We start from the raw sequence: 15,353 nt of genomic DNA, 5'->3' as shown, positions 1-15,353 counted from the left end.
CGGTTAGTTGAGGTTCTGCTTGGAGGGCGGCAGAGGGATATCCAAGGGAACTTCGATTACCGCACTGGCGGCCTCGCGCATCTGCGCGGGGCTTTTTTGTGCCCATATGGTCTGGACGGCCAGAGCAAAGGCTGCAGTGTCCATGGGGGCGGCTTTTTGTGCCGCTACATGTTTTTGCAGGATGGCCATGAAATCAGCGGGGATGGCTACATCGCGCTGGGCCAGCAGAACCTGCAGGGTAGTGTCTACGAGGTAGAGGTGCAGGGTGTGGTCGGCCAGGCTTTTTTTTGTTGGCAGAAGTTCCGGTTTTAAAGCGGCGAGGGAGAAGGGGGCATCGCCCCAGCCTTCCTTGAAGATGCCGTCAATCTGGTAGAGGAAGAAGAGCAGGCCGTCCTGCTCATAGAGGGCCAGCTCCATTTTGCCTGTGCGGAAGGCTTCGGCGGCAATGATGTCATGGCGGGACAGCTGCAGGATGAATATGCAGCCGTTGGCGTCAATCTGGAACAGGCCGCCGTCCTGCTGATTTTTTATGGGCAGGGGGAATTTTTCCCCTACCTGGAAGTTTGCGTAATTGCTCATGGATAGTCGCTCCTTTGTGTTTGCTTGCTATCAGTGTATCATATTTTCTGCCTGATGTGCTATACTGATTAATGAATGGGGGCATGACGTATGAGTCTAAATGATACAACTCGCGGTAATCGTTTGCATATTGGCTTGTTCGGGCGGCGTAACGCGGGGAAGTCTTCTTTGATCAATGCGCTGACGGGACAGCATGTGGCTACGGTGTCGGAGGTGCCGGGGACGACGACGGATCCGGTGTATAAGGCCATGGAACTGCATGGAGTCGGGCCGGTGATGTTTATTGACACGGCGGGATTCGATGATGAAGGGCTGCTGGGGAGGCTGCGGGTAGAGAAGACGGAACAGGCTGCCCGGGAAACGGATATTGCTTTGCTGTTATTCAGTGGATTGGATATGGCGGAGGAGTTGAAGTGGTTGGCCTTCTTCCACCGGCAGAAGACGCCGGTGATCTTGCTGGTCAGCCGGACGGATGAACTGGCTGACGGAGGATGCGCTCTGGCGGAGGCAGTGGCCAAGGCAGCCGGCAGTGCGCCTTTACTGTTGAATGCTGCAGATAGGCAGGGAGTGGAGAAATTGCGGCAGGAGCTGATCCGATCCTTGCCGGAGGATTTTGAACAGCCCTCAATCACGGGTGATTTATGTGCAGCCGGGGATTTGGTGGTGCTGGTCATGCCCCAGGATATCCAGGCTCCTAAGGGCCGGCTGATCCTGCCACAGGTGCAGACCTTGCGGGAACTGCTGGACAAGGGGTGTCAGGCTCTTTGCTGTACGACGGACAGGTTGGCAGATACTTTGGCTAAGCTGACGGAGCCGCCCAAGCTTATTATCACGGACTCGCAGGCATTCAGGAAGGTATATCCATTGAAGCCGTCGCAGACCTTGCTGACCTCCTTTTCCGTGCTCTTTGCTGCTTTTAAGGGGGATATTGCCTGTTTCCTGCAAGGTGCTGAGAGACTGCTGAAGCTGCAGTCCGATTCCCGTATCCTGATTGCCGAGGCTTGCACCCATAAGCCATTGCAGGAGGATATTGGCCGGGTGAAACTGCCGCGGCTCCTGCGGAGTCAACTGGGAGCCGATTTGGCGATTGATATTGTGTCCGGCAAGGATTTTCCTCTGGATGTAACGGGGTATGATATGGTGATCCATTGTGGTGCCTGCATGTTCAATCGCAAGTATGTGCTGAACCGTGTGCAGCAGTGTCAGGAACAGCAGGTGCCCATGACGAACTATGGTCTGGCCATTGCGGCTTTGCTGGGGATTTTGGACAAGGTATCATTGCCCAATGGACATTAAAAAAAATACCCCTGCTTCCTTTGTTTTATGGGAGAGGAAGCAGGGGGTTCAGGGGATCGTTGGCGAAGTATACACCGAAGAAACGGAGGCGGTGAAGATGCTGAAATCATTGAAATGGGCATATGCTCATGCTGATATGCTGGAAGGCAAAGGCACCTGCCCAAAGTGCAAAAGCCATAATTTAGACTATGGGTATGTAGCGTTGGACAACAATGGCAATGACTGCTATGGAGCTATTTGGTGTAATGATTGCTTGCATGGTTATTATCTGTCAAGAGTAAAGCCCAAAAGCAAGGATAAGTTGATAGGTAAGCTGCCTGCGGGAATAAAATTTTCCTAGAAGGTAAGTATATAGAATTTACAAAGCACTTTGCAAAGCTGCAGGGTGCTTTTCTTATGCTCACATTCAGGAAATGCGGCTATAGAAATATGATCTGAAGTTCCAGCGTGACCGGGGATTTTTTGCGGTTTGGATATATCGGCTTGCAGTGAGTAATTTTCAACTTATGGATAATAGACTTCCAAAAGGTCTTTTTCCCTTCCAGGGACAGCTCATTGTAGAGTGTGGAAAATCCTTTGGCCAATATGTTTGTCAGCTGGGGGGAAAGGCGCTGCCCGTCAAGGGTTCTCTTTTCTTTTTGGGCGCGCAATAGTTCGTTGTTGTAGGTTTGGTAGTCCTTCTCGTATGTGTCCCGGTCGATAAAGCCCGAAACATATAAATCCTTGAGGCGGTTCAGCCGGGCGCGGGCGGCGGCTATGCGCTTGTCTATGTCCTGCTTTTTATTGTTGCTGGCCTGTATGACTTCCAGCTCTTGCCTATATTTTTCTACTCGTGGTTCGATATTGTCCACAAGGTAAGCCTCTACGGTAGGTTCGGGAATAGAATATTTGAAGTTGCAAAGGTAGGCGGCGTTAAAATGCTTGCGGCAGCTATAATATTTTACGCTATTGCCTTTAATGCCGCCTGCCTTGAAGCCATATAACCTATTATCACAGGACGGACAAAAGAGAAGCCCGGAAAAAAGATAGGGGACAACCGCAACCCTGGGCGTTGCGCCACGCCTGCCTATGGCGAGTATCTTTTGGGTATTGTCAAAGGTCATATGGTCAATGATGGCCGGGGCGTAGTTTTCGATCCCCCACCATACGCCTATATAACGCTCGTTCTTCAAGATACCCGCTATTCTGTTGCGGTTCAGGCGTTCATTATAGGTATTGTTGATATGGCGTTGCACTTCGGATATTGATTGATAAAAGAGATACTGCCGGAATACATCCCGGACAATAGCCGCCTGCGGTTCATCAATAACATATTTGTGGTTCTCTATCTTGTAGCCTATGGGCAAATGTCCGGCCACTACTTCATGGCGGCGGAGCTTACCAGCATAGATAAAGCGGATACGTTCGCCGATTTGGTCGCTCTCATTCTGAGCAATGGATAGCTTGAGATTCAGCATAAGGCGGCCGTTGCTTGTGGTCGTGTTGTAGTCCTCCTGCGTTGCGATCCAATCGACATGGTATTTGTCTAGTATGTCCTGCACGGCGTAGTAGTCCCGGATATTCCGAAACCATCTATCCAGCTTGATAAACAGAATACAGTTAATCAACCCCGCCCGGACGTCAGCAAGAAGCCGCTGCAGTTCGCGGCGGTTTTTTAGTCCCTTGCGGGCGGTGACTCCTTCGTCTGCATAGGTATCAACTACTGTATAGCCGTGTTTGGTGGCGTATTCTTCCAGCGTGTGCCTCTGTTCTTCCAGGCTGAAGCCGTGGCGCGCCTGTTCTTCTGTGGACACTCTAATATAAAGTGCTGCTCTTTTCATGGTGTTTCCTTCCTCTCGTTACTATATGGCCTGACGTAACCACAGGAAGGGGAGATGTCCCCAATTTTGGGGACAGTCGTTAGTTCTTTGTTTTAATACTTTTTGCAATACGCTGTATTTCGTCATTCATTATTTGTTCATGGAAAGCCTGCTGTATAGCTATTTCAACATTGTTGCGCACGGTATCGCGGGCTTTTCTCTCTGCCGTTGGCGCGATTTTCTCCATCATGGCCAAAAACTCCCCTGGAGGAAAAGAACCTAATACTGTGCCGGTGTCATTTTCGTCTTTTGGCTCTCTGCTTAGAATAGCAATCTTACCACTCTCAAGCGGCGCAATAATTAGCCCTAAGCGCATAAGAAAGCCTTGCCAATATTCAAAATCATGCTCTGTATGGCCGATTAGGTCATCTATGGACACATTGAGTGCGGCAGCTATTTTACATAGCACGTTGTATTTGGGTTCACGTCCTTGAGTTTCATATCCTGCATAAGTTCCGTAATTAATGCCTAGCTGGGCGGCGAAGTCTTTTGCTGTTATGCCTAGTTTTTCCCTATATTGCCTTAGGTTATTCTGAAAGCTCATATTATATACACTCCTTCAATATATATAATATGATAAACTCAAATAAAATACAAGCAAAAACATGAAAAACTCTTATTTCTTTATTGACAAGTATTTGAGTTTTGCTTATTATATAGGTGTGAGGATTTGAGAAACTCACATTTTAGGAGGTGAGATAATGGATCTAAACGTCAAGAAGGTAAAATTCATGATGGCCATGGAAGGGCTGACGATTCGCGCCTTGGCTGAAAAGTCGGGAGTCGCCACGCCAACGCTCAACCTATGGTTAAACCACGGAACACGCCCACGCCTTGATAAGATAGGCGGCCTTGCCAAAGCCTTGGGCGTTCCCTTGACTTCCATAGTCATTGACGAGGATTGACCGGGCAATAAAAGCCCATGCTACAACGGCGCGGCGGCGGGTAAACGCAAGAAAGATATGGCCTGACGTAACCACAAGAAGTTTTGAAAATCCAATTTTGGATTTTGAGAACGTAATTTTTCGTTTTCAGATCTAAGGAGGTTGATTTTATGGCAACAAAAAAAGCCCCTACAGGTGTAGCAGCACCAGCAGGGGCAGGAATTGAAACTTTGCACGGTAGCAATTCCGATTTTATTTTAGCACAAAACGTATGGAATAGCCTAGTAAAAATATGGGGGCAGGAGCACGGCTTAGCCTTGGAAGTGAAGGAAAAAGGAGAGGTTAAACAAGTAGTATGAATTTACGCGGTGGTTCTTCCCTGGGAAGGTAGGAAATTTATGGATGTTAAAGGGCTGTTTATTCCGGCGGTGGTATTGCCCCAAAGAGAACTAACGCCTATTAGTAAAATGATATACGGCCTTATCTCCTTTCGAGAACAGGGGAGTTATGGGGCTTGTACTGAAAGTGCCGCAAACATGGCAGATATTTTGGGAGTGTCAACCATCACAATAAAACGCGAAGTAGCTGCTTTAGAAAAAAATGGATATATAACAAAGGTAGTCTCAAGTGGTAAAGGCTGGAAACTAAAAACCAGTAACAAAATGATACCAGTATCAAATTGTTACCAGTATCAAAATGATACCGCACCAGTATCAGAAAGTTACCGCACCAGTATCAATCCGATACCGCACCAGTATCAAAATGATACACAAAGAAAAGAAAAAGAAACAAGAGAAGATACAAGAGAAGAAACAAAAAAGAGGCGGGGCAAAAAAGCCCCTTCCTGGATTCCTTTCTCTTCTCTTCCTGATGGAGAAGTAAAAGAGGCTCTTGTGGAGTATGCCAAAGTGAGGAAGGGGGGTAAAAGCCCCATAAAGACGGCAAGACAGGAAAAGCTGCTACTAAATAAGCTGCAGGAGCTTGCACCTGATGACAATACAAAGCAGGTCAAGATTATCAATGAGGCCATAATGCGCGGGTGGTTGTCGTTCTACCCTCTCAAAGAGGATAATGAGGCAGTAACTCAACGAAAAAAAGGCGGTGAACGCTCTGAGAGCTTCAAGCAGCTACTTGCTGACATCGAAGAAGTTAAGAACAGACCTAAACCTTGGGAAGTACAGAAAGATGGTGATGACAAGAACGAAAAGGGCGTTCCGCCCTATCTCATAGAAGAAATAGTCGTATATCTTAATTTCAAAGCAGATAAACACTATGACCATACGGAAAAAGAAACCGTAAAGCTAATAACTGACCTGTTCAATTCAGGGTACACCAAAGAAGATATTAAGAAGGTGATAGAGATAAAGGCTGCTAAATGGATCGGCACGAAGTGTGAGCAATACTTAAGGCCGCAAACATTGTTTAGGGCTGATAAGTTCAAAGAGTACGTAAAGGAGAAGAAACCTGCCTATCTTGACTATGATAGCAATGAAGATCAAATGATGGAGTATAACAGGAGGTTTAACCTTGATTAAATATCTGAGTGATGTAAAAAGCCCGGCTGATTGGCTGGAGTGGGGAGGGAATAAGATAGCACCAGCAGGGCAGGAGGTAGAAGTTTTCAAAAATGCCCTTAAGGTGCTGGAAGGAGTGACAGACCTGGAAATACTTATGCCGGCTATAAGTAAAGTATTTCCTGCCATGTTGAAACTCAATGTAGCCATAATGGGGGAGAATGACTCATTATTAGGATCATGGGAGAAAATCCAAAATCTCCCCGCCGAAACCATCCCGGAACAATGGCAGCTGTATAAAGCTGAAAAAGCAAGGCGGGATGAGGAAAAACGGCTTCAGGAAGCAAAAGAACGACACCAAAGCATTGTAAACGGTCTAAACTATCGCTATCCTGTCCCGGACAGATTCAGCGGCAAATATAACCCACATACACAAGGCCAGCTGAAAGCCTGGGAGCGATTCGGCGAGATCATGGGAGACGGTGTTATATTCTACGGCAAGCCGGGGACAGGGAAAAGCCATTTATTGGCCGGATGTGTGAACGAACTGCACGAGATGGAAAAAGCCGCTATCTATGTGCCTGTAAGCAAGATTATAGGCGATATAAAGAGGTCGTTTGGTGATAATAAGTTGACTTCTAAAATTCTGCATGATTATCAAGAGGTAGCAATATTAGCCATTGATGATTTAGGCACGGAGCAGGCTACAGATTGGGCGGCAAGCCAGCTATTTGAGATTATCGACTCACGATATGCGAATAATAAGCCGATAATGGCCACTAGCAACCTAACACCGCTGCAGCTGGGCACAAGGTACGGCGAACGGTTATATAGCCGTATTGTGGACATGGTGGAATTTGTCGAGGTAACAGGCGGTAACATCAGACTGAGGAGGGCAAAATAATGACCATAATGGATAATTTTGAGAATATGACGGATGATGAAGCAAGAAAAGCCCTTGCGGATATGTTGGGGCAGGTTGACCGGGTAACATTGCGTTGTATGGCTTCTGCTGTGGACGTTTACCAGCGTAGCCAGGCGGGGACATTGGGCAAGCCGACTAAACAGGTACGTCCTGCCGTAGTGCTGGATCGTGATTCCTTTATCGTCAAGCAGCAGGTGATTCCTGGGGAAGATACCCTAAAGCGCATTGACCGGGTGATTGAGTCAAACAGGCGTGATGTTTACGGCGGCAGCGCAAAACAGAAAAGATTTTTCTTAGGGCTTGACTGTTACCTGTTGGGGCGTTGTGATGGCCAGCGTTTGGAACGTGAACGGGTTCATAGCCGAAAATTCGGCCGTGAGATTGGCAGCGGAAAAATCCGCCACTAATGGAAGGGAAGGAGATTATACAATGAGTGAGAAAAAAGAACTGACGGTAGAGGAAAGATTCTGCGACATGATGAACGCAGCAGACCATATGACGAAAATCGAAAAGGAGCTGGAAAGCTACGGCGATCCGCGCATTATGAAGCTGCTGGAACTGCATAGTGAATATTTGATGATGTTTGCTATGGATCGCGCAATAATTAGCTGGGTGCATAAAGTCCCGGACGTTGACAAGGCCTTTAATGACTACATGAAGGCACTGCAGGAGTGCGAAGAGGCCAGCCGGGAAGATTAAGCAGGGCAGCAGGTAGACAAAAGTAGGGATTTGAAAAAGCCGGGGCGGGCGTTGGCTCTCCCCGGTAGTTATTGGAGGTATGAGAAATGAAGATCACATTCAGCTATTCCCCGGATGAACAAAAGCAGGTAAACACCTACAAAAAGATGATCATGAAGGAGGCCGCGCCTTATTCGATGAGAATAAAGCAGGGGCAGGAGGTAGACCAGCACGGCAGAAAACGCCTGTACATGACCACCAGGACGGAGCAGGAAACGGAACGGATTAAGGCGAAAGAGATGGCGGCAGGTGTGCGAGCTATTAACCGCCGATTGGATAGAATAGAGAATAGTTTGGGTAGAAGGGATAAAAGCCTAAATACACACTTTGAGAATAAATAAAAAATGTGATATAATATAGGTGAACAAGTAAGCAGGTGCGTCTGCCCTTTATTGGTGGGCGAGTGGCGGCTGCTTGTTCAAACAGGTGATTAGCCCTTCGCCCTCTATTGGCGGAGGATTGTTAATCACCTGTTTTCTGTTTATGTAAAAAAATCTGTGGTTATTTGTTTGAAGAAAAACCGCCAAAATGCTATAATAATACATAGCAAAATAAAAGTACCATCTTACAGTTTTATGCACCTTAAATTGTAAGGGTAGCCAGCTGAGGCGCGGGAAATATATCAAGGTTTAGTACCCATAACTTTGATATACCCGCGCTTTTTATTTTGCTAAAAATCAAGCCAACTCTAGGGCGTAAAATGGAGGTATATATAATGGAGAATGAAAAAACATTCACTCAGGAAGAAGTAAATAAAATTGTTTCTAGCCGATTGAAGGAAGAACGGGCAAAAATGGAGAAGGAATTTTCCGCAAAAATGCTCAATGAAAAAGCGCGGGGGATTCTAAAAGAAAAAGGTTTTAATCCTGACCTGGCCAACGCTCTGAAATATGACAGCGAAGAAACACTTATGCAAAGTATAGAATTGCTGGGGGGCGGAGAGAGAATACAAAAGCCCGGTTATAATCCGAATAGCGGCAGCGGAAACGTAAAGCCCAAAGACTCAATTAGGGAAGCGTTTGGCCTGCCTAGCGGCCGTAACTATTCGGAGGAAGTCGGAGCGCATTAACTCCCCACCTTCCAGCAGGAAACTGATTGGAGGATTTAAGACATGGTAAATTTAGTTACTGAATATAAACCCTATGTTGACGAGCTTTTTACCCGTGAAAGCAAAATCAGCTTGCTCACAAATAAAGACTTTTCCTTTGATGGAGCAAAGACTGTAAAAATTTACAAAGTCTCTACTGTGGAAACTACTGATTATGATCGTGCAGGGACAGGCACGGGCTTAACAGGCAGCCGCTACGGGGAGATACAGGGAATTGATACCGATATTGAGACTTTCACGCTCACGAAAGACCGTTCTTTTACTTTTGCGGTGGACAAGATGGACGTTGACGAAACTGGGCATAGCATTGCGGCAGATAAAGCCTTGGCGCGGCAGATTCGCGAGGTAGTTATCCCGGAAATTGATACCCATATCTACAGCAAGATGGTAGCAGGGGCAGGCACCAGCGCGGCGGCTGCTACGCTTAACGCTACAAATATCCTGGATAAAATTCTTGATGGCAGTAACACGCTGGATAATTACGACGTGCCGGAAACAGGCCGCTGCCTTGTGGTTACTCCTGATGTATATTACATTATGAAGAAGTGCAAGGATATTGTTATGGAGACCGAGCAGGGGCAGGATATGCGCTTGAAGGGCGTTATCGCGAACCTTGACGGCCTTAATATTATCAAAGTACCTGCTGCCCGCCTGCCGGAAAAATTCGGCTTTATGATTGCTCACCCGTGCGCAACAGTAGCACCTTTGAAAATGACTGATTATAAAATCCACCAGGATCCGCCGGGGATTAGTGGCAGCCTTGTAGAAGGCCGTTTCTACTTTGACGCCTTTGTGATGGACAACAAAGCAAAGGCCATTTACTACCAGCCGTTAACCTGATTGGGGGCGGTAGTATGCTGACGGCACGGCGTGCAAGGTTTGTGCAGGAGATGGCGGCTTGTGGTAATGCTACTGAGGCCGCCCGCCGTGCTGGGTATAGCGAAAAGACGGCAAATAAAAAGGGCTATCAACTGATGAAAATCCCTGAAGTAAGGGAAGCGGTAGACAAAGCCCTTGAGGAACAAAGAAAAGACTCCATAGCAGACCTGCAGGAGGTACAGGAGTTCTTGACGGCCGTCTTGCGTGGCAAAATACCCGGTTCAAAAACCCGTGACAGGGTAGCGGCGGCAAATATCCTGCAACGTAGATTCCCTATTGAGGATACCAGCAGCAATGATACTGTGATAATCATTGATGACTGGAACGGCGGAACAATAGAAATGTAATAAAGGAGGGGCGAAAATCCCTCCTTATTTTTGTTTATGGGAGTGCTGAAATGAATAAATACAGGGCAATGGCAAAGAATGACTTGAAAAACTATAATTTATTTTTGGCACGGATTGAGAATATAAAGGATGAAATTGAGTATCTGACCGAACAGGCCGAGCTTGTCAAAATCAGCACAAGCAACCTTGAAGGAGTGCCAGGAGGCGGGGATCATGTTTCGCCGGTGGAGATACAAGCAGAAAAGCATGGAAAGATAAAGAGGGAAATTGACAGATTGAACATTGAAAATAAGCGGCTGCAGCTTGCAAAAAGGAAAATTGACAGCCTTATAAATACATTGACCGGGGAGAACAAGGAGATATTGACCAGGCGTTTTATTGGCGGGGAAATGCTGTCTAAAGTTTGCTTAGATTTATGTATCACAGAAAAATGGGGGCGGGAGTTATCAATGCGGATACTAGACAAGGCCGCCTTTGTGCTTTATGGATATGCTGCAAGTGATTATAATTCAATGGTGCGCTGATTCGTCTATATTTGACCGCTGACGGCGTTTGGTGCATAGTCTGATAGTTTATACCTAAAAGGGGAAATAGGGCTATTAGGCGGGGTGTGGGGCGGTCGCTTGCTGGGCGCAATTTTGCGCTGAGTTATCACTCAAGCCATTTTGGGCCTCAGTGCTGAGCTACACAGGGGATTGGGCATTGTGTTAAAGGTCTGTTACTGTTGCCCAATGGGTAAAAATACGTTAAAATGAGAAGTAAGTTTGAAAATACAGGAGATTAAACATGAGGTGAACACTATGGATAAACGAATGTATCAATTGATCGGACTGAGTCTGTTGGCAGGTTCCTTTGTTGTGGGAAATCCTCAGCCTGCACAAGCTGTACAAATTGATTTTGAGCACCAGACGGCTGCTGCAGAAAACAAGACGGAGAAGGAAAATCCTGCCAAGGAGCAGTGGTATTGGCTGGCCTCGGATGACAATTACAGCAAGTATTTCGATCCGGAGTCCGTGGTTATAACGCGTACTGTGGAAACAGCCAGGGGCAAGGTGCCCACAGAGGTACAGGTCTGGACGAAAACTTCTTATAGCTATGGCGGTGCCCAGGAAACTTTGGCAGCTTATGGGCTCAGCGAAAAGTTCCCGGATCCGTCCCAGCTCTCTTTCAGTACGGCACAGCTGGTGATTAAGCCCCAATATCGTACCGTGCAGTGCGTAGCGGAGCATTTCTATAATGCCAATGGGGATGTGATTTGGTCGGAGGCCAATCCGGCAGCCAAGGAACGGGAAATCAACTCACAGCAATTCAACGAAGCCTATTATGCCGCTGCTGTCGATCAGGCATTCCATCAGAACAAGGAAATGGAGCGCGTCAAGGCGAAGAACCGTTGGCTGACGGTATTTGACTCCACTTCACCGGAAGGGATTTACACTCATATCAAAGCAGATACCTCCACTATGCGTATGCAAGGGAGCAATCTGGTGTTCTGGCAGTGGCAGGAAGTCAAGGATGCCAATGGTCAGGTCATGGAAATCAAATTCCTCAAGGTTGCAGTCAATTTGCCCCAGGCCACGGAAAAGGCTATAGCAGGTAAATATTGGACACCGAAAGATGGCTGGAAGTCTCTGGATGCTGCCATTGATGGCCAATATCGTATGGTGAGCCGGGCAAGTGAGGAATATCGTTATATCATTGAATTGAGAAATTATGTGGAAAACCATAGCGCCTGGGTACACCGTTATGGTTTGGATTAAGGGGAGATTCTATGCCAATTAAGATACCCAATGCGTTGCCAGCAACGCATATTCTCGAAGGGGAAAATATCTTTGTGATGGATGCGGATCGGGCATACAGTCAGGATATTCGCCCGTTGAAGATTCTCATTCTGAATCTGATGCCGATTAAATATATTACGGAAACCCAGCTTTTACGTTTATTGGGTAATACGCCGCTGCAGGTAGAAGTAGACTTCATTTATACCGAGAGTTATACGCCCAGTCATACGTCGATGGACTATCTGGCGCAATTCTACGGTACCTTTGACGAGGTGCGCCACAAGAAATATGATGGCATGATCATCACGGGTGCTCCTGTGGAAAATATGGCCTTTGAGGAAGTCGCCTATTGGGATGAGATTGCAGAAATCATGGAATGGAGCAAGAAACATGTCTATTCTACATTCCATATCTGCTGGGGGGCTCAGGCTGGGCTTTACTACCATTATGGCGTTCCTAAGTATCAGGTGCCCGAGAAGATTTTTGGCGTGTTCCCGCATCATCTTTGCGTGGAACATGAAAAGCTTCTGCGGGGCTTCGATGATGTCTTTTACGTGCCTCATTCCCGTCATACGGAGGAGCACAAGGAAGATATCCTGAAAGTTCCGGAACTAACTATTCTGGCTGAAGCGGAAGGCGTTGCTGGCCCCTACATCATTGCCAATCTGGAGAAGCGGCAGTTTTTCATCACCGGTCATGCAGAGTATGATCCTACGACGTTGAAGCAGGAATACGATCGTGACTTTAAGGCTGGTCTGAATCCGAAGATTCCGCAGAATTATTACCCGAATGATGATCCTACACAGCAGCCCATTGTACGTTGGCGCAGTGTGGCTCATTTGCTGTTTGCCAATTGGCTGAATTACTATGTTTATCAGGAAACTCCTTATGAATTGGATGAACTCTATAAGGAACAGGACGATTAAGAATACGTGTTTCAGCGTTTTTTCAGTTAAGAGGTGTAAAATAGATACATTATAAATAAAGAAGTAGGGGGATTATCTATGAAAATGAGATGGGGCGCAGGCCTTTTAGCTGCGGCTATACTGTTTGTAGCTCAGCCGCAGGGCAGTGCCGAAGAGGTGATTTCGCCAGAAATCTATCAGTGGGTGCAGTCTACTTCCCGTCAGAATTATTTCTTCAATAAACAGCAGATGTATTTTGGGCAGGACAGTCAGGGGAAACTGGATGCCAATATCGTGCTGGTACCGGTATTGAAGACTTATGATCTGGTGCAGATTCAAGATGTGCAGGCCAAACGCCGTTGGAAGATGCTTCCAATGGAAGGCTATAATGACCTGGTAGGTACGGCTGAATATTTGCGATTTGATCTTGATAAGGGCACAGTAACGGTCTATAAGCATGAAGACCTTGATTCCGAATGGGGAGTACTCTCAGTGACTACCAGCGATAAGGCCGTGAAGATTGCGGATCTATCGGAGAAGGATGTTGATGGTATTTTTTATCGAACCATCCTGAAATATGCTTATGCTCATATTGACGAACTGGTGGATCGTACCGAGAAGGTAAAAAAAGCGAAAGTTACCGATGATGTGAAGAAAAAACTTGCGCATCTGAAGAATCCAGAGCTGAAAAAGGCGGAAAAAGAGGCCAAGGCTGAGGGAAATGGCAGTGATAAGAAAAAAAGCCGTTGACCTGAGCAATTTTAATCAAATTTTAATCTGATTTCAATGAAGTTTTAATCTTTCAATGCGATATTACTGATAGAAAAGCGGCGGAAATCATTTTGATTTGCGTTGGAAAATGCTAAAATGATAGCAGGGAAATCGTTTTGTAAAGTGAGGGATTGTGATGAACAGATTAGCAAAGGTATTTGGATTGATGGGGCTGGTGGCTGCTATGCTCGTGGCGACCATGGCCTCGGTACTGGCGGCAGAGCATGTGGACTGGAACAGCAATGTGATCCGGGCTACAGGCGGTGGTGTGGCACCGGCCGGAGCGCGCACAATTGCTCAAGCCCGCATGATGGCCAGAAGAGCGGCAATTACAGATGCTTATCGACAGCTGGCAGAGTATGTGGGCGGTGTCAATGTCAATGCGGAAACGACCGTTGATATGGCAGCCGTGCAGAGTGATGTGGTCAAAACCAGAGTACAGGCAACAATCCGTGGCGCCCGTATTGTGTCGGAAGGCCGCACCAGTGATGGCGGTTATGAGGTGACCATGGAAGTGCCTCTGTTTGGTGTATCGTCTTTGGCCAGTGCTGTGATTGAACGCCCCGCGCGGATTGAAGCGTTCCCTGCACAGGTTCCGGATGTACTGCCGGCACCGGTGGAAACCCATGATAATGGCGGCTGGACCAGCTCGTCTGCAGCAGCAGCTCCCGATGGCAGAGCAATCGGCAATTTTACGGGGCTGGTAGTGGATTGCCGTGGTTTGGGCTTGAAACCGGTTATGAGCCCTGTTATCAAGAACGAAAATGGCAGCCCGATTTATGGCTATAAGAACCTGGATTATGATAAGGTAATCGAAAAAGGCATGGCTTCTTATGCAAGGGATATGGCTGGCGCAGAACGTGCAGGCAGCCATCCGTTGGTGGTAAGAGCTGTGGCAGTGGAGAATCATGGTGGTACGCCGGTATTGTCCCTGGCAGATGCCAATCGTGTCCTGATCGAGAATGGTGCTACGCACTTCCTGGATGCTACGAATGTGGTGTTCCTGAGATAATTTGAAAAAAATATAAAAAAGTGCTTGACAGATGATTGCTATGATGCTAAACTAATTATCGTTGCAGGCGGGAAACGCGAGCGACGAACTGAATAGCTTTCGTTTAGAGAGCACACGGAGTGTTGTCCGAGTGGTTGAAGGAGCACGCCTGGAAAGCGTGTATACGGTGAACGCTGTATCGAGAGTTCGAATCTCTCACACTCCGCCATTATGAAATGATAGGCATTACCTTTGGGTAGTGCCTTTTTTGCATACTGGGCGCTGGCAGTAAAAAGAACTGCGAACAAAAGGGGGCTTGTGCGTACATCGCAGCTCAGTACAAAGACGCCGAGGGAACTTTTGGAGAACCCTTGGAGAAAAACCGAAAAAAGTTTAAAAAAGGTGTTGACAGGTGAGGTGAACTCGTGTAATATAATACAAGTCGCTGACAGATACGGCAACGAAACAGCCAAGCAAGCCTTGAGTGGCAGGCCGCTGGGACGTTCCAAAAAGCTTCGAAAAAACTTCAAAAAAGTTCTTGACAAGCTGATCTGATAGTGATAAGATAAATGAGTCGCTTGAAGCGACAGGCACTTCGAAAGAAGCGCTTCACAAGATTGTTCTTTGAAAACTAAACAATGCAAAATAATCATGCAACATGATTAAGCCAGATGTTTGAAGAAGTTTTTACTTCTTAACAAAACATCGATTGGTATGAACAACATAGCAATCGGCAATTTCTTTAATAGATAATTGAGAGCCAATCAAGGTTCTTCATA

General features: G+C 46.9%; 20 protein-coding genes and 1 tRNA gene. 18 read left to right on the top strand and 3 right to left on the bottom strand.

Going from position 1 to position 15,353, the window contains the following annotated elements; genetic code table 11:
• Positions 1 to 3 precede the first annotated feature (3 nt).
• Positions 4 to 579, bottom strand: a complete 576-nt coding sequence (locus SELR_RS13000) for a hypothetical protein (RefSeq protein WP_014425676.1) — start codon at positions 577 to 579, stop codon at positions 4 to 6.
• A gap of 90 nt (positions 580 to 669) precedes the next feature.
• Between SELR_RS13000 and hydF the strand changes: the two genes are divergently transcribed.
• Together hydF and SELR_RS12990 are read left to right on the top strand one after the other, a co-directional pair.
• Positions 670 to 1,875 carry a [FeFe] hydrogenase H-cluster maturation GTPase HydF gene (gene hydF / locus SELR_RS12995; RefSeq protein ID WP_014425675.1) on the top strand — a complete coding sequence of 402 codons (1,206 nt, stop codon included), beginning with the start codon at positions 670 to 672 and terminating at the stop codon, positions 1,873 to 1,875.
• Entirely contained in the window at positions 1,865 to 2,215 is a 351-nt protein-coding gene (locus SELR_RS12990; RefSeq protein ID WP_041914433.1) for a hypothetical protein, read from the top strand. Before hydF ends, SELR_RS12990 begins: the two co-directional genes overlap by 11 nt.
• Positions 2,216 to 2,294: 79 nt before the next feature.
• Here the strand turns inward: SELR_RS12990 and SELR_RS12985 are convergent, their stop codons facing one another.
• Both SELR_RS12985 and SELR_RS17935 read right to left on the bottom strand, forming a co-directional pair.
• Positions 2,295 to 3,695 (bottom strand): recombinase family protein, encoded by a 1,401-nt coding sequence (locus SELR_RS12985; protein WP_014425673.1) that lies wholly within the window; start codon positions 3,693 to 3,695, stop codon positions 2,295 to 2,297.
• Between the two features lie 79 nt (positions 3,696 to 3,774).
• Positions 3,775 to 4,278 carry a helix-turn-helix domain-containing protein gene (locus tag SELR_RS17935; protein WP_014425672.1) on the bottom strand — a complete coding sequence of 168 codons (504 nt, stop codon included), beginning with the start codon at positions 4,276 to 4,278 and terminating at the stop codon, positions 3,775 to 3,777.
• Positions 4,279 to 4,435: 157 nt separating this feature from the next.
• On the opposite strand from SELR_RS17935, the gene SELR_RS12975 reads away from it, so the two are divergent.
• From SELR_RS12975 to SELR_RS12900, 16 genes are all read left to right on the top strand, one after another.
• Positions 4,436 to 4,639: a helix-turn-helix domain-containing protein gene (locus tag SELR_RS12975; protein ID WP_014425671.1), complete on the top strand. Its 204-nt coding sequence runs from the start codon at positions 4,436 to 4,438 to the stop codon at positions 4,637 to 4,639.
• Positions 4,640 to 4,788: 149 nt separating this feature from the next.
• Positions 4,789 to 4,977, top strand: coding sequence for a hypothetical protein (locus SELR_RS12970; protein ID WP_014425670.1), 189 nt, complete (start codon positions 4,789 to 4,791; stop codon positions 4,975 to 4,977).
• 39 nt (positions 4,978 to 5,016) lie between these two features.
• Complete coding sequence (locus tag SELR_RS17930) at positions 5,017 to 6,153, top strand: conserved phage C-terminal domain-containing protein (protein ID WP_014425669.1); 1,137 nt, start codon at positions 5,017 to 5,019, stop codon at positions 6,151 to 6,153.
• Positions 6,146 to 7,036 carry an ATP-binding protein gene (locus tag SELR_RS12960; RefSeq protein ID WP_014425668.1) on the top strand — a complete coding sequence of 297 codons (891 nt, stop codon included), beginning with the start codon at positions 6,146 to 6,148 and terminating at the stop codon, positions 7,034 to 7,036. The genes SELR_RS17930 and SELR_RS12960 overlap by 8 nt, the downstream gene beginning before the upstream one ends.
• Positions 7,036 to 7,464 (top strand): hypothetical protein, encoded by a 429-nt coding sequence (locus SELR_RS12955; RefSeq protein WP_014425667.1) that lies wholly within the window; start codon positions 7,036 to 7,038, stop codon positions 7,462 to 7,464. The genes SELR_RS12960 and SELR_RS12955 overlap by 1 nt, the downstream gene beginning before the upstream one ends.
• A 22-nt stretch (positions 7,465 to 7,486) precedes the next feature.
• The gene (locus SELR_RS12950) at positions 7,487 to 7,756 is read left to right on the top strand and encodes a hypothetical protein (protein WP_014425666.1); all 270 of its coding nucleotides are present in this window, start codon (positions 7,487 to 7,489) and stop codon (positions 7,754 to 7,756) included.
• A gap of 86 nt (positions 7,757 to 7,842) precedes the next feature.
• Entirely contained in the window at positions 7,843 to 8,136 is a 294-nt protein-coding gene (locus SELR_RS12945) for a hypothetical protein (RefSeq protein ID WP_014425665.1), read from the top strand.
• A gap of 374 nt (positions 8,137 to 8,510) precedes the next feature.
• The gene (locus SELR_RS12940; protein WP_014425664.1) at positions 8,511 to 8,864 is read left to right on the top strand and encodes a hypothetical protein; all 354 of its coding nucleotides are present in this window, start codon (positions 8,511 to 8,513) and stop codon (positions 8,862 to 8,864) included.
• A gap of 42 nt (positions 8,865 to 8,906) precedes the next feature.
• Positions 8,907 to 9,743 carry a hypothetical protein gene (locus SELR_RS12935; RefSeq protein WP_014425663.1) on the top strand — a complete coding sequence of 279 codons (837 nt, stop codon included), beginning with the start codon at positions 8,907 to 8,909 and terminating at the stop codon, positions 9,741 to 9,743.
• Between the two features lie 14 nt (positions 9,744 to 9,757).
• Positions 9,758 to 10,129: a terminase small subunit gene (locus SELR_RS17925; protein ID WP_014425662.1), complete on the top strand. Its 372-nt coding sequence runs from the start codon at positions 9,758 to 9,760 to the stop codon at positions 10,127 to 10,129.
• 50 nt (positions 10,130 to 10,179) lie between these two features.
• Positions 10,180 to 10,653 carry a hypothetical protein gene (locus SELR_RS12925; protein ID WP_014425661.1) on the top strand — a complete coding sequence of 158 codons (474 nt, stop codon included), beginning with the start codon at positions 10,180 to 10,182 and terminating at the stop codon, positions 10,651 to 10,653.
• Positions 10,654 to 10,929: 276 nt separating this feature from the next.
• Positions 10,930 to 11,886 carry a hypothetical protein gene (locus SELR_RS12920; protein ID WP_158645819.1) on the top strand — a complete coding sequence of 319 codons (957 nt, stop codon included), beginning with the start codon at positions 10,930 to 10,932 and terminating at the stop codon, positions 11,884 to 11,886.
• A gap of 11 nt (positions 11,887 to 11,897) precedes the next feature.
• Positions 11,898 to 12,833 carry a homoserine O-acetyltransferase MetA gene (gene metA / locus SELR_RS12915; protein WP_014425659.1) on the top strand — a complete coding sequence of 312 codons (936 nt, stop codon included), beginning with the start codon at positions 11,898 to 11,900 and terminating at the stop codon, positions 12,831 to 12,833.
• A 78-nt stretch (positions 12,834 to 12,911) separates the two neighbouring features.
• Entirely contained in the window at positions 12,912 to 13,562 is a 651-nt protein-coding gene (locus SELR_RS12910; RefSeq protein WP_014425658.1) for a hypothetical protein, read from the top strand.
• A 157-nt stretch (positions 13,563 to 13,719) separates the two neighbouring features.
• Positions 13,720 to 14,595, top strand: a complete 876-nt coding sequence (locus SELR_RS12905; RefSeq protein WP_014425657.1) for an LPP20 family lipoprotein — start codon at positions 13,720 to 13,722, stop codon at positions 14,593 to 14,595.
• 116 nt (positions 14,596 to 14,711) lie between these two features.
• Positions 14,712 to 14,803, top strand: a tRNA-Ser gene (locus SELR_RS12900).
• Positions 14,804 to 15,353: the final 550 nt, after the last annotated feature.

It is taken from the genome of Selenomonas ruminantium subsp. lactilytica TAM6421, assembly GCF_000284095.1.
GTDB classification, from domain to species: Bacteria; Bacillota; Negativicutes; order Selenomonadales; family Selenomonadaceae; genus Selenomonas_A; species Selenomonas_A lactilytica.
Note: the sequence above shows the minus strand (reverse complement) of the source record. Positions and strands in the feature narration are given on the sequence as shown.